This window comes from Pseudoalteromonas rubra (assembly GCF_000967655.1).
Taxonomy (GTDB): Bacteria; Pseudomonadota; Gammaproteobacteria; order Enterobacterales; family Alteromonadaceae; genus Pseudoalteromonas; species Pseudoalteromonas rubra_A.
This window is the reverse complement of sequence record NZ_JXYA01000046.1, coordinates 26,135-47,414: the sequence shown is the minus strand read 5'-3', so window position 1 is coordinate 47,414 and position 21,280 is coordinate 26,135. Positions and strand designations below refer to the sequence as shown.

General features: G+C 50.0%; 14 protein-coding genes. 6 read left to right on the top strand and 8 right to left on the bottom strand.

Translation table 11 applies throughout. The features are described 5' to 3' along the window. Positions 1-44: 44 nt before the first annotated feature. The 3 genes from TW77_RS18430 (at position 45) to TW77_RS18420 (ending at position 7,671) form a co-directional block, all read left to right on the top strand. Entirely contained in the window at positions 45-6,002 is a 5,958-nt protein-coding gene (locus TW77_RS18430) for a toxin TcdB middle/N-terminal domain-containing protein (RefSeq protein ID WP_046006448.1), read from the top strand. Next, positions 5,999-6,268 carry a colicin immunity domain-containing protein gene (locus tag TW77_RS18425; protein WP_046006447.1) on the top strand — a complete coding sequence of 90 codons (270 nt, stop codon included), beginning with the start codon at positions 5,999-6,001 and terminating at the stop codon, positions 6,266-6,268. Before TW77_RS18430 ends, TW77_RS18425 begins: the two co-directional genes overlap by 4 nt. Before the next feature lie 629 nt (positions 6,269-6,897). Continuing rightward, complete coding sequence (locus tag TW77_RS18420; protein WP_046006446.1) at positions 6,898-7,671, top strand: hypothetical protein; 774 nt, start codon at positions 6,898-6,900, stop codon at positions 7,669-7,671. 379 nt (positions 7,672-8,050) lie between these two features. Here the strand turns inward: TW77_RS18420 and TW77_RS18415 are convergent, their stop codons facing one another. From TW77_RS18415 to speA, 4 genes are all read right to left on the bottom strand, one after another. Then, positions 8,051-10,447: a hypothetical protein gene (locus TW77_RS18415; RefSeq protein ID WP_046006445.1), complete on the bottom strand. Its 2,397-nt coding sequence runs from the start codon at positions 10,445-10,447 to the stop codon at positions 8,051-8,053. A 253-nt stretch (positions 10,448-10,700) separates the two neighbouring features. Continuing rightward, on the bottom strand, positions 10,701-11,150 hold the full coding sequence (locus TW77_RS18410) for a hypothetical protein (protein ID WP_046006444.1): 450 nt from the start codon (positions 11,148-11,150) through the stop codon (positions 10,701-10,703). A 243-nt stretch (positions 11,151-11,393) separates the two neighbouring features. Beyond that, complete coding sequence (gene speB / locus TW77_RS18405; protein WP_082078973.1) at positions 11,394-12,314, bottom strand: agmatinase; 921 nt, start codon at positions 12,312-12,314, stop codon at positions 11,394-11,396. Further along, the gene (gene speA, locus TW77_RS18400) at positions 12,315-14,228 is read right to left on the bottom strand and encodes a biosynthetic arginine decarboxylase (RefSeq protein ID WP_046006443.1); all 1,914 of its coding nucleotides are present in this window, start codon (positions 14,226-14,228) and stop codon (positions 12,315-12,317) included. A 224-nt stretch (positions 14,229-14,452) separates the two neighbouring features. On the opposite strand from speA, the gene TW77_RS18395 reads away from it, so the two are divergent. Continuing rightward, the gene (locus TW77_RS18395; protein WP_046006442.1) at positions 14,453-15,319 is read left to right on the top strand and encodes a hypothetical protein; all 867 of its coding nucleotides are present in this window, start codon (positions 14,453-14,455) and stop codon (positions 15,317-15,319) included. Positions 15,320-15,348: 29 nt separating this feature from the next. On the opposite strand, the gene phaC is transcribed toward TW77_RS18395, so the two are convergent. From phaC to TW77_RS18380, 3 genes are all read right to left on the bottom strand, one after another. Next, positions 15,349-17,118 carry a class I poly(R)-hydroxyalkanoic acid synthase gene (gene phaC, locus TW77_RS18390; RefSeq protein WP_046006441.1) on the bottom strand — a complete coding sequence of 590 codons (1,770 nt, stop codon included), beginning with the start codon at positions 17,116-17,118 and terminating at the stop codon, positions 15,349-15,351. A 125-nt stretch (positions 17,119-17,243) separates the two neighbouring features. Then, the gene (locus tag TW77_RS18385; RefSeq protein WP_046006440.1) at positions 17,244-17,591 is read right to left on the bottom strand and encodes a phasin family protein; all 348 of its coding nucleotides are present in this window, start codon (positions 17,589-17,591) and stop codon (positions 17,244-17,246) included. Positions 17,592-17,681: 90 nt separating this feature from the next. Then, positions 17,682-18,431: an SDR family oxidoreductase gene (locus tag TW77_RS18380; RefSeq protein ID WP_046006439.1), complete on the bottom strand. Its 750-nt coding sequence runs from the start codon at positions 18,429-18,431 to the stop codon at positions 17,682-17,684. Positions 18,432-19,128: 697 nt separating this feature from the next. Between TW77_RS18380 and TW77_RS18375 the strand changes: the two genes are divergently transcribed. Beyond that, positions 19,129-19,425 carry a rhodanese-like domain-containing protein gene (locus tag TW77_RS18375; RefSeq protein ID WP_240479517.1) on the top strand — a complete coding sequence of 99 codons (297 nt, stop codon included), beginning with the start codon at positions 19,129-19,131 and terminating at the stop codon, positions 19,423-19,425. Between the two features lie 54 nt (positions 19,426-19,479). Here the strand turns inward: TW77_RS18375 and TW77_RS18370 are convergent, their stop codons facing one another. Beyond that, the gene (locus TW77_RS18370) at positions 19,480-20,523 is read right to left on the bottom strand and encodes an alkene reductase (protein ID WP_046006438.1); all 1,044 of its coding nucleotides are present in this window, start codon (positions 20,521-20,523) and stop codon (positions 19,480-19,482) included. A gap of 127 nt (positions 20,524-20,650) precedes the next feature. On the opposite strand from TW77_RS18370, the gene TW77_RS18365 reads away from it, so the two are divergent. Further along, positions 20,651-21,232, top strand: coding sequence for a TetR/AcrR family transcriptional regulator (locus TW77_RS18365; RefSeq protein ID WP_046006437.1), 582 nt, complete (start codon positions 20,651-20,653; stop codon positions 21,230-21,232). The last annotated feature ends 48 nt before the right edge of the window (positions 21,233-21,280 follow it).

Here is a 21,280-nt window from a genome sequence, read left to right as displayed (position 1 = left end):
CCCTTGGGTGATCATCTTTCTCCAAAAAAATAACAGGACTTATTATGAAACTAAGAAACAAGCTGCTTCTTGTAAGCTTGTCTTTGTTGAGTGCGTCTTATTATGGCCATGCGATAGACAATTCGGCACTGCAACAAACACATATTAGCTTACCGGTTGGACCCGGTAGCCAATTTGGCTTGGGGGAGCTTTATTCTGCCAGCGGAAACATGGGCAGTGGAGGGTTCTCATTACCCATCACTTTACCAGCTGCTCGGGGCACGCTCAGCCCCCAATTGAGTATTAACTACAACTCTGGGTTCGGCAACGGGCTGGTGGGTATCGGACATCAGCTGTCAATTCCTGTCATTCAGCATCAAACTGACAAGGGGTTACCTGATTACAGTACTGCCACTCAGCGCTTTGTATTATCGGACGGGTCTGAGTTGGTTCACATTGGGGGGCAACGTTATCAGGCGGAGTTATCCGGTGATCCGACAATTTATACACTTTCCTCGACGGGCTGGCAGGCACAACTTCCGGATGGCAGTGTTTGGCATTTTGGTAGTAGCAGCGCTGCACAAGTCAGAGGTAATAGCCAGACTTTTGCCTGGCATCTGGATAAGATCACCGATTCTGCAGGCAATAGCCTGGAAATCACCTATCAAAAGCTGGACAACAGTAACACCGTTTATCCGATTGAAATAAGTTACAGCGATGGCAATGTGATTGTCGCTTTGGAGTATGAGCGCCGCAGTGACGCGGTTGTGAATTACAAACCCGGCTTTGCTGTCGTGATGAACTATCGCCTGAAGGGGATTACGTCTAAGGTTCAGGAAAAAGCCATTTCTCATTATGAGCTTACCTACCATAGCGCGACGGACTGGCACCCGCAGTCTCGTCTGAAATCATTTACAGCCTTCTCTGGTGACAAGCTCATTCGTCAGCCGAGCGTTAGTTTTGAGTACGGCGAATATGCCGGACACTACGAAGCACAGCAGCTTGACAGTGCCTCCGGGATCCCCTTTAGTGGCTCAGACATTAGCTTCGTGGATATGAACCGCGATGGCCTGACTGACGTACTCAACACCGGACTGAGAAATCACGCTTACTGGATCAACGCCGGCTCTGATAGCGAAGGCAAGCCTGTGTGGCAAGCACCGGCAAGGATGTTAAAGCCATCCAGTTACCGTCTTAGTTTAAAAAACATCCATCTTGCGGATATGACAGGCGATGGTAAAACCGATCTGCTGATAGGTCGCAGTCGCGATACGTTAGTCCAGCAACTGACTGAGTCGAATGAGTGGGAGACCACGCACAGACTGGATGGTCTGCGTTACCAGCTGGATAACCCCAACACGATACTCATTGACATCAATAATGATAAACGAACGGATATTTTGTATGCCCACGCCAACCGGGGACGCGTTTATCGTCATATTGCACAGTTGAACCTGCAAAGCGGCTGGAGTGATCCAATCAATGTGCCTATGCACAGCCAAACGGCAGCCTATGAATTTGCTGATAGCAACATCAAATTTGCAGACATGAACGGAGACGGTTTGCCCGATCTGGTTGCCTTGTTTCATGGCCGAATCCGATATTTCCCAAGCCGCGGACTCGATGGCTTTGCAGATCCTGTCACCTTTAGTAATACGTTACAAATTCCTAATGTGGAAAATGTGCAGTTTACGGATATGAACGCAGATGGCAGAGCCGATGTGGTATTCGCATTTGGCGCGCGGGCCCGAATTTGGTTAAACAAAGGGGTGAGCACTCAGAACGCGACCACTGCGACGTTCTCTCAGCAATACAATGTAGATTCACCTCATTTATCGGGCGTTGACGGTATCCATCTTGCCGATGTCAATGGTAATGGCAGTACCGATGTCATTTGGCATTTACCTAGCTTTGGTAATAAGGTGCTGTTTGCCGATCTGTTTGGCTCTGAGCCTGCCAATGTACTGACCAAAGTAGACAACGGAATGGGGCTGGTGACTGATCTGAGTTATCAGTCAATTGCACAATATATGTATCAGGCGCAGCAGGCTGGTAAGCCGTGGCAAACAAGCAGCCCGGTATCTATGCCCGTACTGTCGCAAATTTCAACCAATGACAAAACAACGGGTATCACCTCTGTTCAGCAGTTTAGCTATCAGGATAGTTATTACTTTGCGCCAGATAAGGCTTTCCGGGGTTTTAAACAGGTTGTTACCACAACACCGAACAGCGCTAACCAGCGTGCACTGGAAACCTTGCAAACCTTTGATGTGGGTGAAACACATGAAGTGCTTGCTGGCACTTTAACACAGCTTACCCGTCAAAGTGAGGACGGCGTATTCGACATACAACGCTTTACGTATGAGCCACGCGTCTGGCATCAGGGCGTGAACGATGAGCGCTCAGTGCAATTTGCTGCGCTGGTGCAATCGAGCAAGGAAATCATTGAGAACAGCAGTGCACAGCCCATCGTACTTTATGAAAAATATGAGTACGACAACTATGGTAACGCGCGTTACATTGAGCAATCGGGACGACAAGATGGTCAGTGGCAAGATGCACGTATTATTCGCAATGACTTTACCGCTCAGCTTGGGGAGTCTCAACATAACGGCATAGTGTCTTTGCCCACTCAGACGGTGATCACCGACCTGGCGGGTAACCTGGTTTCTAAGCAGCAATGGTTTTACGACGATGAAAGCTTTGCCGGTCAACAGGGCAGTCTCAGCAAAGGTCTGCTGACACAAGTTCGTCATTGGTATGATACAAGCAGCCCAACCGGCTTTGTTGATGTAAAGAGACAAAAGTATAACCAGTATGGTCAGGTTACGGCCGTGTACGGCGCAATGTGGGGTAAGGAGCCCGGACATGCAACGAACCTGAGCTATGACTCAACTCTGAATACCTATGTTACACAGGTCGATTTGCATACCGGCACCGATACGCTTATCGCCAAAGCGGATTATGACTTTGGCCTGGGCGTGATCACTGAATACCAGCATTATGATAAGCAAAAATCGTATTTTGAATATGACGGGTTAGGCCGCCTGACCAAAGTCGTAAAAGCGGGCGACAGCCTGACTTCACCGACCTCTGAATTTTCATACAGCATTGGCCTGAGTGACCACAATACAGTGATCACCAAGCAAAAAGTAGCTGATGCACAGTATCGCCGCAGCACCACTTATCTTGATGGTATGAGCCGTAAAATGATGGTCCGCTCAGACAGCGAGCGAGCCGGTCAGGTGATTGTCAGTGAACGGGTTGACTACAACGAACGGGGTCTGCCCGTTGCGAATTACCTGCCTTACTTTGCCACGGGTCATGGTTATCAGCTGGAGCAAGTTACGGCTTCTGATCGATTCCATTACGATGCGTTGGGTCGGGTGATACGTCAGGAATACAGTTATAACAATGGCTCCGGCAGTAAGGCTTTTGCATCGGTCACTTACTCTCCGTTATCTGAGTTACACCTGGATGCAGAGCAAAGCGACCCTACCAGCCCTCACTTTGGGGCAGCGACACGCCTGACTTATGACGGGTTTGATTTCTCCGGCGGGCGTTTGCGCTACGTTGATGAGACCGTAGCAGTATCCTCTGATGGTCAGTTGTCTTCGCTAAACACCTGGCAAACTCAGTATGATTACAACTTGTTGGGTGGACTAACCAAGTACACCGACCCACAGGGCAATGTGCGCTCCATGGCGTACGATCAGCAGGGACGCTTAACTTACGTGAATGACCCGAACCGTGGTCAGAAATGGTATGCGTATAAGGCCGATCAGCTGCTGGCAACAATGGATGCCCGTGGTTTGCCAGTTGCTTATAAGCAAGATGGTCTGGGTCGCCAGCTGGCCAGCTACTATTTGCCTCAGCAAGCGCTCCCTAAAGGAACAAGCTGGTCGCCAGAGGTCAATATTGCACAGCTTGAACCCCACACGCAATTTGCTTATTACCCGGCTAGTCATGCTTATGCAGGTCGTCTGAAGTCCGTCACTCATAGCGCAGGCAATCAAACCTATAGCTATACTCAGCGTGGCAAGGTTGCACAAATCAACAAGCAGATCATTCTGCCGTCAAAGGCGGTTCAGAACTACCAAATTGGTTTTGAGTACGATGCGGTTAATCGCCTGAGTGCTTACATTTACCCGGACAATACCCGACTAACCTACCGCTATAATATTCGCGGGCTGGTCAGTGAGGTGCCAGGGGTTGCTGCTGAATTTACCTACTCAGCGTCGGGTTTGCCTGAACGTTATGTACTGAGTAACGGGGTTGAGCGTGCCTACCAGTATGACTCACAGCTCCGACTCACAGGGCTGAGCAGCACCAAAGGCAACCTGAGCTATCAGGACATGCGTTACCACTATGACAACGCATCTAATCTGACTCAAATTGACGACCTGAGAGACGCGGGCTCTTTAGCGCAAATTGCACAGCATCTGGGGGTGTCTTCGAGTGTGATTGCCGGGCTAAATACATCGGCAACGTTCGAGTATGACGACTGGTACCGGCTTATCCATAGCCAGTTAGGTGGCACCCAGTATCGTTACCGCTACGATCTGATTGGCAACCGCTTGCAAGCAAGTCAGCAATCGATTCTGTCTGCAAAAACACTGGCAGGGCTAACCCAAGGTGGCGACCACACAGACTATGCTTATGGAGGTGGCTTACATGATAAAACAGCGTGGCAGCGCCTGGGACGCAGCGCCGGTGAGCCAGGTGGGCCGAATGCACTGACTCAGGTAAGTGCACAAGGTGCGGATACCGCACTGAGTTACGACGCAGCAGGTAACCGAATCACCGATGGGTCTACTCATTACCAGTGGGACAGAAAGAACCGTCTGACATCGGTCTCAGCGGATGCCGGTACGCTTGCGTTTGGCTATGACCATGACAATCTGCGCCTGTACAAATACAGCAAGGCTGCCGACGGGCTGACCAACACGGTTGTTTATGTCGACCGGGACATTGAGTTCAGACATGGCCAGCTGTACAAATATGTCACCCTTAATGGCAAGCGTATTGCGCTGTCGCGTCAGGGGACCGGGGCCTATCAGGCTGAGCAGCTCTATCTGACGAATCACCTAGCCTCAACTGAGCTGAGCCTGGACGCCGGAGCACGTGTTACCAGTGCGGTAAACTATGACCCCTATGGCAATCAAACCCTGAGTCTGGGCAATGATAGCATCACCCCGTACCGCTTTACCGGCAAAGAGTTTGATGAAATATCCGCGCTGGGCTACTTTGAACAGCGCTATCTAAGCAGTGTTCATGGCCAGTTTATTTCACCAGATCCGCTCTTTGCGGTGGATGAGCGTTTTACTGAACCTCAGCATTTTTCAGCCTATAGTTATGCAGGTAACAACCCGCAAAATTTCATTGACCCCGATGGGCGGGTTTTAAGGGCGGTTATTGCGGCGGCGAAGACCACCAAGAAGCTTTATGCTGTTTACAAAAAGACCGGAAAAATTACCAAGGATGATGTTAAACAAGCGGGAATAGATGAAGCAGTTAGCATCGTTGATGACCTGAATACGGTATTTCGTGATAGCTCTAAATCTGGTGCTGAAAAGCTAGGTGCGTCGATAGATCTGTTAGTTGGCACTGAGTTCACGGATGGAGAAATCAAAGAGGCCTACGATGCTGCTGTTTCTGTTGCTAAGTCAAAGAACAGGAAAAAGGGTTTTGGTAACGATGTTACAAACAGTGCAACCTTTAGCAAGGTTGCCCCCGCTACTGGTAAACAGTTGCAGAAGAAGTTCAAACATGCTAAAGACTTTGGAGTGGAAGGTAACTTTAGCAAAGTGAACGCTCAGAAATATAATCAAGCAATTCAGAAGCACTTGAACTCTTCTGGAACTAAAGAAATACAGGGGAGCTATAGGGGAAACAGTGTTACATTCCACACAGATCCCAAATCCGGTTTAACGGTAATTCAAAAGCCGGATGGTAGCTTCTTAAGTGGATGGAAACTTAACCCACAGCAGCTACAGCATGTTCTTCAGGACGGTAAGTTATGAGCTCTATTGAGTGGCTAGAACCATATATTCTACTAGTGACCCAGTTTGTAGTTGGTGAGGTAACAGCAGGTCAATTCGAGGCGTCGTACATGGATATGTTCAAGAATGAATCAAGAGAAATTCCTGATGATATCTATGATGTGCTAAATGACTTGTTTTCTGATGTAGACGCATATTGCGGCGACCCTGATTTACGTGGTGATGAAGATCTTGATGAATTGACTCTTCTGAGCAGAGCTAAAGAGGCTTTGAGAAAGCTGACTTAATGTTACAAAGAGTGCAGACAATATCCCGCTTATTAATGGAAGGAAGCCAATCAATAGCCAGTATGCGGGCAGGACCCACCCTTCAGGGGTAAAGTTTAATGATCAAGGTTTTCACCCTATTCTAAGGTGCAGCGATGGCCCATAACGCTGTTGGCTTAAAAAGCACTTCGGATGGGTAATGCCGTTCACTTAAGGTGAGCGGCATTGTTTTCTCTGGGGTAGAGGCTGTAACCAATTTTGTGTAACTGCCTGTCACAACATACTCTACATAGGGTTAAGAATAGGAAATCTAAGGATGACACCCACTCCATTATTGGCATACTTCTGGCAGGCCAGCTACGCTTGAGGACATAAAGCGATGGCTACAGTACGTAAGAACCAAATCAGCTTGACGGATATCCGGTACTATCACTGCATTTCCCGCTGCGTACGGTGCACATTTTCGTGTGGCAATGGAACCTAAGGGTAACACCTACTCTCAAATTGGCGTGCAGCAGGGAGGCATTTTTATAGGCTAGTTATGATGGCTGTTATCGTTTGTTTGTCGTTGAATTTAAATATTAAAATGCTCATACTGCACTCAGTGTATATTCCAAAAAGCACTCATTAAGTATCCAGGGAGGTCAAGGATGCTAAATATCAACTCGTCTAAACCAGACAAACCCGTAACGACAAACCAGGCAATGAGCAAACCGGCGCAGACAACAGTGTCTGGAGCATACCCTTCAGGATCTGCTGTTAACCAGGGCTCCACCTCAACGCTAAGTAGCACTGCCCATGACATTCAGAGCTTAATGTCTCACACAGTGCAGAACCTTCAAGAGGCTGTACCTCCTAAGTATATGGCTTATGAGCAAAGGCTAGATATTGTGCGTCAGTCACTCAACAGTGCTAGGACGCAGCAGTATCCGGAATTAGTGGTCAATGATAAGACTCTGGAAGAAATGACTTTAGATGTTGCAGAATCTCTGAAAATTAAGCCCCTCCGAGAGGGCGACGTCAACGCAGCGGTTGGTGATATCACGTCGTTTCTCAACGAGCAGGATAAGCGAGCGCTGGGCGATGCCTATATGAGTATGGATGTAACACCCCAGTCATTGAAAGAGTTAAACTCTTTGGCATTTGAACTTGCACATCAGCGCAAAGTGCAAGCCAAACAGCGCAACGGCACACTGTATGCTGTATACAACCCAAGAAAAGCGCAGCAAAACGAAGCCTCCGAAGTCGGCGCCTCACAACAAGTACTAAATAAGTCAGATGAGCAGAGAACCAACCCGGCTGTTAGTGAAAGGGATCAGAGATTGGCGCAATTACATGATTCACTGGGCAGGCTCGATAATCAGTTCGTTAATAACCTTTTGGCACAGCTGATGGAAGACGCCCATTTATACGACAAAGCGTGATTATTGCCCGGAACCACAAGTTATTGTTTGTATTGATGGCTGTTTTGGTATCAAAAAAGGGATTGCTCGTTCAAAGCCAAAAAACCAGGAACGAGCCGTATCGATTAGCACTATCTTGGGGTATAAGTTGATAAAGCTTTTAAAGTCATGGCGATGGAAGAGATAGTCGCTGCCTGCCATGATTAGTGTATCGTCCGGCTGTGCGACTTCTTTAGCAAAAAATTTAAAAAAATGTCAGACTGATGACAAATCAATCAATAAGGCATGTTTTAGGTGGCTTGTGTCGGCATGTGTGGCTGGTTTACGGCACCTAAAGCGTGATAAATGAGGCTTTGCCAGTTGGCATTGGTTGCCAGCTGAGGCTGGCAACCAAAATAGACTAATGGATCAGCAAGGTGCCGACAGGCGAGGCATCGGACTGATTGCCGGCCAGGTCAATGGCGATAACCTGATAGCTGACTTCCCCTTTGGGTGGCCAGGGGTCGTCAAAGTGGGCTGTATCACTCAGGGTATAGGGCTGACCGTTGCGGATAATCTTGTAAAAGCGGATGCCCTGATTATCTGCGCTGGGTTGCCATTGCAATGTTGCGCCATAAGCGCCATCCGACTGCACACTGAACTGAGCGGGGGCAGTGGGTGGTTCGCTGTCACCGGCTTTGGTATTCAGGCTTGCCTCTGCTATCACTGTGCCCGTTTCGCTGTGTACAGCACGAACCTGGTACTGGTAGTCCTGATTAAGCGGGAGCCAGTGATCTTCGTAGTTGTTGGCGGTGGTATGCCAGATCAGTTGCGCATCGCGATAAACCTGAAACTTCACCGGTATCGCGGCAACATGATTGAACTCCCATCTCAGGCCAACGCCATTGCTGTCAAACAAGGCTGACGAGCTCAGCTTCAACATCGCGGCCTGAGGCGAGTCTTCACTTGCTGGCAAGCTATCGGTATTACCACTACTTTGTGCGTTTTGCTCGCAGCCAGTCCACCAGCAGGGCGTCTGCTCAATAAAGCTCAGTACGGCATCGTATTTATGTGCCTGCGCACGGGCCTGGGTCTGATACTCCTTGAGCGGAAATGCGCCCCAACTGTCCCACCGGCCGATGCTTTCAAACACCACGTAGAGTCCTCCGCCAGACGCCTGCCAGTCATTGAGGTGGTTGGTAAACGCGGAAGCCATGCGCGGATCGCGGTTGGCACTCAGGAACAAGGCTTCGCTGATGGTATCGCGGCCATCGCGAATATCTCCGGCATAGGTAAGATGCTGTCCGCCTTCATAGGCTGCCAGCATCAGGCCATCTTGCTCGGCCAGTGCCAGGTTGCCCTGAATGTTATCTCTGGCCTGTGCCAGTGCGCCATGCTCAGGTGCCTGCCACCAGGGTGGCTCATCGGGGTTATAGGTCAAACCATACAGTACGCCCGAGTCCATTTCCTCAAACAGCTTGTTAAGACCTTCGGCCCCTTCACTGGCCCAGTCCTGTAAAATGGGCAGATATTTTTGGTCGGCAAAGTAACCGGCAAAGTAGCTGCCCACCGCCAGTACATCCATGTTGTCGGCACAGCGCTGGCCGACGCCCGCTGCGTGAATCGGGCAGTTCAGTGCCTGCTCGCTGATCCAGGGCACGCCCGTTTGGCCGCCCATCACGCATTGTATGCGCTGTGCTTCCTCGGCAAACTCTGTTTTAATGATGTCGCACATCTGCGTGCTGCGCAGCCCGTAGTAGTTCATGCGATATTCAATATCGTGGTAACTGGTGTTGGGCCACAGGGCTTTACCTTGCTCCTCGAGATACAGGCCGTCGAAAATATACGGCCAGGCGTTGTTCCACAGCTCGTTACCAAACTCCACATAAATCGCAGAATCCCCCTCGCTGTGCGTTTTTAGCAATCGGGCAAACTGGCGGATATAGTCATCGTCCACCCGAACCGGGAGTGTGTACCACGGCTCGGCCTCCAGCTTGTTACTCATGGCAATGGCCACTTCATAGGGGCTGCCACCATTGAGGGCCCAGCTGGCGTAATCGTATTGGTTTCTCTGCGCCCAGTGCTGAACCGGGTTGTCTATGGTGCTCAGCAGCTGCATAAAACGCAAAGTACGGAACTTGCGCATATCATCCAAAAAGAGCGGATGGAATATCCGTTCCTGATAGCTGTGCTCGAACGACACAAACTGTTCAGGGCTGGCACAGTCCGCCGCACTGGCGGCGTAATCCGTCGCGGCGTCACTGCAACTACCGCCTGGGGCAATAATGCGAATGTTGCGAATATGATTGCCGGTCTTGTTTGGGTCGGTGGCATGGATCTGCAAATGGAAAAAACTATTTGCAGTCATGCGCACCACGTCGCGCCCGGGCGCTGAGCTGATAAGTTCCGGGCCCGAGTAATAGAGCTCACCTTCACCTTCGTACAAGATCACAAACTCGCCAACCGGATGGTGCGGGTTATCGTGATAAATAATGGTGGTGACATAGTGAAAAGGCGAGTCGGGCGAATCCGCAGGTAAAGTGCGGGGCCAACCTTGCTCGTCCAAATCCAGTAGTGCCTGATCGCCGGTGTTAAATTCCCAGGTATGGGCATTGCTGGTGGCCCACAGCTGGCCGCTGCCGTTAGAGGCATGCTTCATCACATCCAGCGTCGTCCATTGACTTGACCAGTAATTAATACCAGTGAGATTAATCCCCACGCCGGAGTTGGCGTTGTCGCTGCTTGCTGCCAGCAGAGGAAGTGATAAACCGAGCGCCATCGCCCCGGCACAGAGGGTTGCATAAAGAGGTGTTTTCATAAGCTTGACCATTCCAATTGACCAAAGAGACTTCATCCATTTTTTCGCAGTAGATGTGCGTTTGTTTATTCTGTCTGTTGCAGGGCACGACACATCATTTTGCTTCCTTGCTAAAGGCTGTTCCCTGAACGAACTCGCCAAAAGCACCGAAATAAGTTAGCAGTGATAGGAAAAAAAGAGGATACGAAAAAGGCATGGTTTGGGTGTTTTTTTGCACGGAAGTTTTGTGTTAAAAGCAACAAAGTACCGCGTTTCAGGGGTGAGTATTTTCACCCCATAGCTTGATGGTGCCCAACAAGTAGCAGGCCCCATAAGCACAACAAATGAGCGAGCTCACCAGCCAGAAGGTGGTAGAGTTTTGCTGTATCGCTGCAGATGTGCTCGCAAAGGGAGCAAATAACCCTGCGATTCCACGTAGCAAATAAATACTGGTGATGAGTATCAGAGCGGTTTTTAAAAACGGCAGTCGTATGATGATACCGGCACCAGACAACGCATACACACCCCAAATTGCAAGCATGACCGCAATAAAGGAAGTGATCAGCGTAGGGTAAAGATCACCCGCTGCGGCCATGTCCGCCATTGCCTGCCCTGCGCCCATCACAAGATACCAATCCGGACCTCCCCAGATACACAGCAGGTGAAACAGTGATGCCAGAAAGCTCAAACAACCAGCGATGATAAGTGGGCGGTTTTTGGCCAATGATTGCTCCTTCAATATCATAAAGATAAGTTTATTTTAATGCTTAAACTTCGCTCAATTTAAACACCAAATATGTATCTATTTTAACCACGGATTTGACTATACCCTATCATTGCTGTGTTTTGTAGGGCAATGTGTTTGCTGCTTTCATTTTACTAATTCGATAGCCAAGGTCGGTATTGGCATGCTCATATTGATGAAGGTAAGTGATAGCAACAAAAAAGCGCCCGCAGGCGCTTTAAATTATTTGTGACGAATGGCCCACAAATGGAGCAATTCGTAAGCGATGGTGGCCGCGGCGATAGACGTCAGCTCGCTCTGATCGTATGAGGGCGAGACTTCCACCACATCCATGCCAACGATATTAATCCCTTGCAGTGCGCGCAGGATCTTCAGCACTTTGTCGCTGCTCAGGCCACCACACACCGGCGTGCCGGTGCCAGGCGCAAAGGCTGGGTCCAGGCAGTCGATATCAAAGGTCAGATAGACCGGCAGGTCGCCGACTCGGGCCTTGATCTGCTCGGCAATGGTGTGGGCATCCATATCATTGGCCTGCATCGCATCGACCACGGCAAAGCCATGATTACTTTGCTCGAACTCAGTACGGATCCCCAGCTGAATGGAGTGATCCGGACAGATCAGCCCTTCTCTGGGGGCATGAAAAAACATAGTGCCATGGTCATAACGCGAGCCCTGACTGTAGGTATCGGTATGGGCATCAAAATGCACTAAGGCCATTTTGCCATGTATCTTCTGGTGTGCCCGTAACAAGGGCAGGGTGACGAAGTGGTCGCCGCCCAGTCCAAGTAAGGCTTTACCCTGATGGAGGATCTGCTCTGCCGCCAACTCCAGCTGCGCGGTAAAGTATTCCGGATCCCCCACCGGATAAGTAAAGTCGCCGGCATCGTGCAGGCTAATTTTGTCCCATAAAGCAAAGTGCCAGGGGTAGCGTTTACCTTCCCAGGCTAAGTGGACCGAGGCGCGACGGATCGCATCCGGGCCCAGGCGGGCACCAGGGCGTCCTGAGGTGGCTAAGTCAAATGGTAACCCCAATACCACCACGTCGGACTCAATATGGGCGATGTCGCGCACCATGGGCTGACGCAAAAACGTCATGCCGTTTGAGTATAACGAGTGATCGCAATGGTCGAACAACTGCTTCACTTAGCACTCCTCCAGATAGGTGTAGCCTTCCAGGCCCGACGCCAGTTCACTCAGGCACATGGCCCGATCGGCCTCTTCCAGTCGGGTATTCACCTGGGCAATAAAATTCTCTTTAAATGCCGCTACGTCCAGATGTACGTAACGCATCATATCTGCCACGCTGTCGCCTGCGTCGACCTCGTCCATTTGCAGCTGACCCTGCGCATCCACCCGGGCCACCACACTGTGGGTGTCGCCAAACAGGTTGTGCATGTCGCCCAGGATCTCCTGATATGCACCGACCAGGAAGAAGCCCAGCAAGTAGGGCGAATCCGCCGTGTATTCAGGCACAGGCAGGGTGCTTTCAATGCCCTGACCATCGACATAATGATCCACCGCACCATCAGAGTCGCAGGTGATGTCGAGCAGCACCGCACGCTTTTTCGGCGCCTGTGTCAGACCGCTCAGCGGCAGCACAGGAAACACCTGATCTATGCCCCAGGCATCGGGCAGTGACTGGAACAAGGAGAAGTTCACAAAGAACTTGTCGGCCAGTTTGGTGCCCAGCTCATCGATGATCGGACGATGAAAACGGTTTTTGTTGTCCATTCTTTGCTGCAATTCGTAGCAAATACGCAAGTTTACCTGCTCAGCCCAGGCGCGTTGCTCCAGCGACAACAAGCCCATGGCAAATTGTCCGTGCACTTCCGCCAGGTCGCACTGTGTATCGTGATAGAGCTCAATCAGGGCTCTGTCGTCGCTTTGCTCGCTCAGTGCCTGCCACGAACGCCACATATTACGTAGCAGCTGCGGGGCATCGCTGGCAACCGCGCTCAGCTGCTCCGGCTGGTAGCTTTCAGTGCCTACGACATCGGTGATTAACACCGCATGATGTGCCGTCAGCGCCCGGCCCGATTCCGAAATAATGGTCGGCATTGGCTGGTTATACTGCTGACAAGTATCACCTATGGTGTACACCACATTGTTGGCGTACTCAGCCAGGCTGTAATTCATTGAGTTATGCGACTGGCTGCGTGTACCGTCATAGTCCACCGCCAGGCCACCGCCCACGTCCAGGTTGATCAGGTTAGCGCCCAGTCTGCGCAGCTCGCAGTAAAAGCGTGCCGCTTCGCTTACGCCTAAACGTACATCCCGAATGTTGGCCATTTGCGACCCCAGGTGAAAATGCACCAGTTGCAATGCGCTCAGCATGTCTGCTTGTTTTAGCTGCTCGATCACAGTTAACACCTGAGAAGCGGACAAGCCAAACTTAGACTTTTCACCGCCGCTTGCCTGCCACTTACCTTTGCCCTGCGACGCCAGACGAACACGCAGGCCCAGTCTTGGCGTGACATTCAGTGCTTTGGCTTCGGCCAGCACCAGATCCAGCTCGGAGCGTTTTTCGAGCACGATATACACCCGATGGCCGAGCTTTTCGCCGATCAGCGCCAGACGAATATATTCGCGGTCTTTGTAGCCATTACAGACGATCACGGCACTGGTTTTTTCGCTCAACGCCAGCACAGTCAATAGCTCGGCTTTGCTGCCTGCTTCAAGGCCCAGTTGCTTTTTCTCTTTACCGTCCTGACTGGCTATAAGCCCTTCAACCACTTCCCGTTGCTGGTTCACTTTGATCGGGTAAACCAGCAGATAGTCTTTGGGATACTGGTAGTCTGCAATTGCGGTATTAAACGCCTGACAGATGTCATTGACGCGTTGCTCAAGGATCTGTGGGAACCGCACTAAAGCGGGTAAGCCATAGCCCTGCGCTTTAATCTGCGCGGCAATGTGTGTCAAAGTAACTGCGTGCCCCGGGTTATCTACTGTCGGCATGGCGGTTACCTCTCCCTGATCATTGATACCAAAGAAGCCCTGGCTCCAGTGGCGCACGTTGTAGCATTCACGTGCCTGCTCAGAAGAGATCAAATCTGTCATTAACGTTCCTTAACGAGTAAAAAATGAATTTAAATGAGTATAGGTTATGGGGCGCATTAAACGAGCAATTGACAGCTGTGTCTAACAAGAAATTTTGCTCTTAACGAGTGAACTTTTCACTGCATAGAGTGGGGCCCAACACTATAAGTAAAATACCCAGGTTCAGCCCACGACAAACACGCAGTATGTGGTATGGTGAAAGGAAGACGCCAACGGGAGACATTATGCGGGGATTGATAGCTGCACTATTACTGTGCTCAAACGCCTTTGCCACCGAGTTGGTTTATCAGGGTATACAAGCGCTGGATGACAAGCGCCAAGCCATTGTAAAAGATTGGCTGAACCAGGGCATAAAAGTGACAGAGCAGACCCTGGGGCCCTTGGCGCAATCCCATCTGCCGGTGAAGTTAAAGAGCGTGTATTTGAGTAGTGAGCCTGTGCCTTGGGGCGCGGTTAACCGCGCTGAGGTGGATGGCATAGAGCTGCACGTCAGCCAGTTTGCCACACCGCAGCAGCTGATCAGCGACTGGACTTTGTATCATGAACTGGCCCATTTATATCATCCTTTGCTCGATTATCCGGATTTCTGGCTCGCAGAGGGACTGGCTACCTATTTGCAAAACGTCATTATGCTCCATGGCGGGGTGATCAATGCAGATGAGTATGTACAGCGGATCATGGCCGGTCTGGAGCGGGGTCGGCTGGGCACCTGGGAAACGCCGGGGCCACTTGCCCGGGTGAGTGAAGACATGTGGCGGCTGCGCGCTCATGCACGCGTTTACTGGAGTGGCACTGCGTTTTTCATTGAAGCGGAGCTGGCACTGCGGCAAAAAGACCCAGGGCTCACGCTTGTTAGCTTGCTAAAGCGCTATCAGGCATGCTGCCGAGCACAGGCGTCTGAGGGACAAGCACACAGTGCCAAGGAGTTTCTCGGTCAGCTCGACAAACTGTCTCGCAGCAGTATTTATAGTAATCTTTATCACAGTTATAAATTACGGCAGGATTTTCCACGATTAAGTAAACAGGCGGTGCGTTTGAGTGGCTTGCATATGATGTCTGGCGGACACAGAGAGTTGCTCAGACAAAAATAAAGGCTGCCAATTGGCAGCCCTGATGTCGGTTAGATTTTAACTTTCACGTATTCACCTGGAGCGGCGTAAATGCCCGGGTTTGCTTTGTTGCTGGTGGCGCGTTTGGGGATTTTTTCATCCACATACTGGCTTAGCCACTTGCCCCAGTGTGGCCACCACGAGCCACTCTCATGCTTGGCTTTGTCGAGCCAGGCATTGGCGTCGCCGGTCGCGTCAGGGCCATACCAGAAACCATATTTTTCGGCCGCGGGTGGGTTGATCACGCCAGCAATGTGGCCAGACTCACCCAGTACAAAAGTGGTTTTGGCGCTGGTGTGCTGAATGCCCTGGAAAGTAGCCTGCCATAGGGCAATGTGGTCATCCCGGGTCGATAACATGTACACCGGTTGTTTCACTTTGCTGAGGTCGATTTTGGTCCCTCTTACTTCAATCTCGCGAGGCTGTACCAGGCGGTTTTCCAGATACAGGTCGCGCAGCATAAAGTTATGGCATTTTGCAGTGAGGTTGGTGCTGTCGCCGTTCCAGTACAACAGATCCAGGTCCATCGGCGCCTCACCTTTGAGGTAATTATTAACGTAGTAATTCCAGTACAGGCTGTTTTCGCGCAGCATGCTGAAAGACACACCCAGCAGGTGGCCATGCATGATGCCGTTTTGCAAATTGTATTTCTCCAGCGCAGAAATGGTGGGCTCATTGACAAAAACGCCAATTTCGCCGGGCTGTGAGAAATCCAGCAGGGTGGTTAACAAGGTTGCACTCTTGATGCGGTGCTTCATGCGTTTTGAGACAAAGTACGCCATGGCGGTGGTGACCAGCGTGCCTGCAATACAATAGCCGACCGCATTTACATAGGCTTCGCCAGTTTGCTTTTCAATCGCATCCAGGGCGGCAATGACGCCATCGACCACGTAATCTTCAAACCCGATGTCGGCCATGCTGGCATCCGGGTTTTTCCACGAGATCATAAACACGGTATGACCCTGATCGACAGACCATTTGACCAGCGAATTCTGCTGCTTCAAATCCAGAATGTAGTACTTGTTGACATAAGGCGGCACGACCAGCAACGGTGTTTTATACACGTCTTTTGTGGTTGCTTCGTACTGGATCAATTCGAACAGATGGTTCTGAAATACCACGCGTCCTGGTGTAGTGGCAATGTCTTTACCTAACTCAAAAGCGTGCTCGTCGGTCATGCTGATACGCAGCATATCACCACTTTTGGCCAGGTCTTTCTTAAACATCTCCAGGCCTTTGATGAGGTTTTCACCTTTGGAATCCAGGGTCAGCTTTAGCAGTTCAGGGTTGGTTGAAATAAAGTTGCTGGGGGAGATTGAGTTCACCACCTGACGGGCAAAAAACTCCAGGCGCTCTTTGAGCTTGTCATCCAGTCCCGGTGTTTCTCGGATAGAAGACAGCAGAGACTGACCAAACAGCAAATAGCTTTGCTTGATGTAGTTAAACCAAGGGTTGTCACGCCATTCGTCGGCTTTAAAGCGACGGTCTCCGCGCTCTGTTTCAATGACATCTGGTTGCTCAGTGTCGAAGCTCTGGCCCCAGGTTTGTTGCATGATTTTGAGTTGTTCCTGCCACCAGTCAAACTGATGCTGAACAAAGGTTTCTGGCTGCTTCGCTATTTCGTTCAACCAGACACCAAAATCCCGGGCACTTTGCTCATTCAGGGCTTGTTGAACGGGGTTTTCTTTGAGCAGGTTATTACTGAATAGAGTGTAGAGATCTTGATTGTACTGCCACCAGGCAGTCAGCGTTTTATTAAGATCTGTGTTATCGGTATCCATTACTCGTGTCCTAATAGGAAAATTGATTGCACGTGTCTTGTGTCGTGTTTGGTATAGCGGATCAGCCACTACAAAAAACAGGCTAAAAAAATGCCCCCGCACAGGGCAGGGGCAGACGACAGCGATTAAGCTTTAGCAGTGGCTTTAACACTGTCTTTAGAGATAGCGTCAAGGTGCTCTTTGAACTCGTTACCAAGTTGAGTCAGCTTTTGACCATCGTCGATCATTTGCTGGCTTAGCTTGTTCATCGCAGTAAGCTGGCTGGCATTGAAGTCGATGAAAGACTTAACATCTTTTACTTCAGCAGCTGTTTTTAGTTGCTCAACAGACGTCTTAGTAAAGTTTTCTGTTGCATCCAGCTGAATTTGCGCCAGTTGCTCAATGTTTTTAGCAACCAGTTGGTTAAACTTGATTGCCGGAGAGAAAAACTGTTCGCTTTGCTCAGTAAAAGTTTTCATTAGATCGTTGTACATGGTGTGCTTCCTGTTTATCAAAAAAGTCCGTATAGGTAGCGTTACTGCCCAGGTACTTCAGAGCGGGTGCTCAATCCTGATATACGCCGCTTAGTTCATATAAAGTCCGCCGTTAATCGCCAGCGTTTCACCTGTGATATAGGCTGCCTGCTCAGACGCCAGATAAGCGACCGACTGAGCCACTTCGGTTGGCGTGGCTAAGCGCTGCATCGGCACTTGTGCCTTGATGCTTTCAAGCACATCGTCACGCATTTTTTCGACCATAGGCGTGGCCGTGTAACCCGGGGCAACCACGTTTACGGTCACGCCTGCGCGGGCGCCTTCGTAAGCCAGCGCTTTGCTGAAGCCGATCATGCCGGCCTTAGCGGCTGAATAATTGGCCTGACCAAACTGGCCTTTCTGGCCATTAACGCTGGAGATATTAATGATACGGCCGGATTTGTTCGCGCACATGTGCGCAAAAACCGGGTGAGTCATGTTGAACATGGAATTAAAATTAGTGTCGATAACTTCCTGCCATTGCGTCAGGGTCATCTTTTTAAATGAGGTATCCCGTGTGATGCCTGCATTATTGACCAGAATATCGATGCGACCAAACTCATCGATGACATCATTGAGCTGCTGTTGGCAGGCTTCATGATCTGTAACATCTAAAAAGATGCCATGAACGGCTGCCGGGTTGATTGACTGTTCATTAAGCCAGGCGTCGATGTCCGCTGAGGTACGACGTGGGCTGGCAACAGCCACAACAAAACAGTTTGCATTAACCAGCTCTTTGACGATAGCTGAACCGATGCCACCCAGTGCACCAGTGACGACTGCGATTTTTTTGCTTTCCATATTGCTCTTCCGAACTTAAGGCGGCTCAACTATCGCACTTCTAAGCCACGTTTCCGGTTACAATTTACTGCAACCGAAAGGTTTACGAACTGATGTTATTGTCATCCGTCATTGTGACGAATTCATAACCAATATATTTAATTCCCAAGACAAATTTGCACTGTTTATTCGTCGTTATTAGTGTGTCCCTTTAGAGGGGGCAAAGTTGTTCTATGTAGAGCCTGATAAAAAATATAGCAAAATAGAGTAAAAGCTCAAGTTTTGAGTTGATGTTCCTTTTTTACTTACTCTGGCACGTACTTTCGTACCCAACTACTAGTAATAGTCGCTAATCAGGGCGCTGAGTATTAGACTATAGCCGTAGCTGTCAGACCAATGAGCCAGATCAAACAAGTAAGTAATTGTAAAATAAATGTTTGTTTTTCAAAGTGAAAAATGTGCATCTGGTAAAGTGTTTCCGTGATGGGTAAACTTGACGAGTTAGGAAAGGTTATTCTATTTGTTGGTTATTTTATGGGTAAATTATTCGTTGGGTGAACAGGCAGTGCTTTTGCTATTCTTGTTGTAGTCCCAAAGTCTATGAAGCAAAAGGTGTTTTATGATTAAGCAAAGTATTTGTGTGTTGTTTGGTTTGTTGAGCTTAGTTGCTCAGGCTGCCACTGAAGTTATTAGTCAGTAGGCGTTATTGCGAAATCAGATGTCGGCGCAGCCCCATGTCATCGTGGATGTCAGAAGCGAAAAAGAATTCCGGGCCGGTCATATTAAAGGGGCCATTCACATCCCCTTTGATCAAATCACCCAGCATCAGCCTTTGCTGGATACACTAAAGACTCAGACGCTGGTGGTCTATTGCCGCTCAGGCCGACGGGCGGCCATTTTCGAACAGGCGCTGGCGCAGCAAGGGTTCAGCTTGCTGCACCTCAACGGTGATTACCTTCACTGGCAGGCCGAGCAACTTCCGGTGATAACACAGAGTGAGCCTGCCGGGCAGTAGTACGCATCCGACAAACTGTGCGGGCCTCTTCACCCGCATCGAATGGGCATGGTATTACACCAGGCTTGCCAGCATCTCTTCGGAATAATCGGTCAGCGGTTTGCCTTGTCTGACTTTTTCCACATAATCCGGATTAGCAATAAAAGGTCGACCAATTGCCAGCAGATCAAAACGCGCCTCACGCAGCGCCTGCTCCCCAGTTTGGGGAGTAAAGCCGCCCACGCCAACCAGCGTGTTACTGTAATTTGCCCTGACATAATCGGATACACGGCCGCCCAGGAAGTCGAACTCCATCGCGTCGTCAAAGATACCTATGTGTACAAAGGCCAGTGTGCGCTGTTCAAGCTGTGCCAGTAAATAATCAAAAACCGCTTTGTCACGAGGATCTGCCTGCATATTAAAATAGGCACCCGGTGTCAGCCGTACAGCAGTGCGCTCGGCGCCAATGCGCTCACTAACCGCATCGATAACTTCAAGTGCAAAGCGGCTCATGTTTTGCGGCGTCTCGCCATACTCGTCGTTGCGTTTGTTGCTGTCGAAATGTAAAAACTGGTCGATCAGGTAACCATTGGCGGCATGGATCTCGATACCATCAAAACCGGCATCTATGGCATTACTGGCTGCCTGTGCATAGTCTGCAATGAGCTGGGAGATGTCATCATGCGTGGCTGGAGTAGGTGTGATATAGCTTAAATCGCGCATGCGAGGCACTGTGCCCTCTACTTTTTCTGCGCTGGGCGCCAGCACTTTGTCACCGTCAAAGAAGTGCGGGTGTGCAACCCGGCCGGTATGCCACAGCTGGGCAAAAATCTTACCGCCGTTGGTGTGCACCGCGTCGGTAACCTTGCGCCATCCGGTTATCTGCTCAGGGGTAAACAGGCCAGGAGTGTTTGGGTAACCCTGTCCGTCAGGGCGAATAATGGTTGCTTCAGAAATAATTAATCCCGCATCGGCACGACGCGCATAATACTCGGCCATGGCATCGGTTGGTACCAGTTGGTCGTCCGCCATGCAGCGGGTGAGCGGCGCCATCAGAATGCGGTTTTTCAGTGAGATCTGATCATTTAAGGTATAAGTTTCAAATAGTTTGCTCGTCATAGTTGGACCCGGTTAGTTTTTGAATGCTTATTCAAGATATGATCATTTGAACGAGCGTTCAAGTATATTTTGAACATTTGTTCAAAAATGAGTAAAATGCGCCATGTGAAATGAGGAGAGTAATGAGATGCGCAGTGCAGAATTTAACAAAGAGCAGGTGCTCAGAGCCGCGATGACGGCGTTTATGGAAAAAGGCTATGCCAAAACCAGTATGCAGGACCTGAAAGCTGTAACCGGTTTACACCCCGGATCGATTTACTGCGCGTTTCAGAACAAGCGGGGCTTACTGTTGGCGGCGCTGGAGCAGTACAACCGCGACCGCGGCGAAGAATTACAAGGGTTGTTTTCACAACATACATCCGCCAGAGCCGGGCTGGCAGCCTATATGACTCATGTTGTGGATGAATGTGTGAGCTGCGACCCACAAAAACTTTGCCTGACGCAAAAAGCGCTGAATGAGCTGGCCGAGCAGGATGAAGAGGCACAGGCTATTCTCAGTGAGCAGTGCGCTATGTGGCGCAATGCTCTTTGCTCTGTGTTTGAGCGCATTGCTGAGCAGGGCGAGCTGACAGGTACGCGCAGCCCCCTTGACAGAGCACGGAGCCTTATCGTGAGTATCTATGGATTACGCACCTTTGCTCATACACACCCGGAGCCTCAGGTAATGCGCGATTTGGGTACGCAAATACTCAAAGATGTTTGCCAGTAAACTTAAGTGTACGTATCAATTTTTCTCACTCAGGATCAGGTTGGATAA

What these genes read in the sequence shown, in the direction of transcription:
- TW77_RS18430 (WP_046006448.1), top strand. Translation starts at nt 45, where the DNA reads ATGAAACTAAGAAACAAGCTGCTTCTTGTAAGCTTGTCTTTGTTGAGT.
- TW77_RS18425 (WP_046006447.1), top strand. Translation starts at nt 5,999, where the DNA reads ATGAGCTCTATTGAGTGGCTAGAACCATATATTCTACTAGTGACCCAG.
- TW77_RS18420 (WP_046006446.1), top strand. Translation starts at nt 6,898, where the DNA reads ATGCTAAATATCAACTCGTCTAAACCAGACAAACCCGTAACGACAAAC.
- TW77_RS18415 (WP_046006445.1), bottom strand. Translation starts at nt 10,447, where the DNA reads ATGAAAACACCTCTTTATGCAACCCTCTGTGCCGGGGCGATGGCGCTC.
- speA (WP_046006443.1), bottom strand. Translation starts at nt 14,228, where the DNA reads ATGACAGATTTGATCTCTTCTGAGCAGGCACGTGAATGCTACAACGTG.
- TW77_RS18395 (WP_046006442.1), top strand. Translation starts at nt 14,453, where the DNA reads ATGCGGGGATTGATAGCTGCACTATTACTGTGCTCAAACGCCTTTGCC.
- phaC (WP_046006441.1), bottom strand. Translation starts at nt 17,118, where the DNA reads ATGGATACCGATAACACAGATCTTAATAAAACGCTGACTGCCTGGTGG.
- TW77_RS18385 (WP_046006440.1), bottom strand. Translation starts at nt 17,591, where the DNA reads ATGTACAACGATCTAATGAAAACTTTTACTGAGCAAAGCGAACAGTTT.
- TW77_RS18380 (WP_046006439.1), bottom strand. Translation starts at nt 18,431, where the DNA reads ATGGAAAGCAAAAAAATCGCAGTCGTCACTGGTGCACTGGGTGGCATC.
- TW77_RS18375 (WP_240479517.1), top strand. Translation starts at nt 19,129, where the DNA reads ATGTCGGCGCAGCCCCATGTCATCGTGGATGTCAGAAGCGAAAAAGAA.
- TW77_RS18370 (WP_046006438.1), bottom strand. Translation starts at nt 20,523, where the DNA reads ATGACGAGCAAACTATTTGAAACTTATACCTTAAATGATCAGATCTCA.
- TW77_RS18365 (WP_046006437.1), top strand. Translation starts at nt 20,651, where the DNA reads ATGCGCAGTGCAGAATTTAACAAAGAGCAGGTGCTCAGAGCCGCGATG.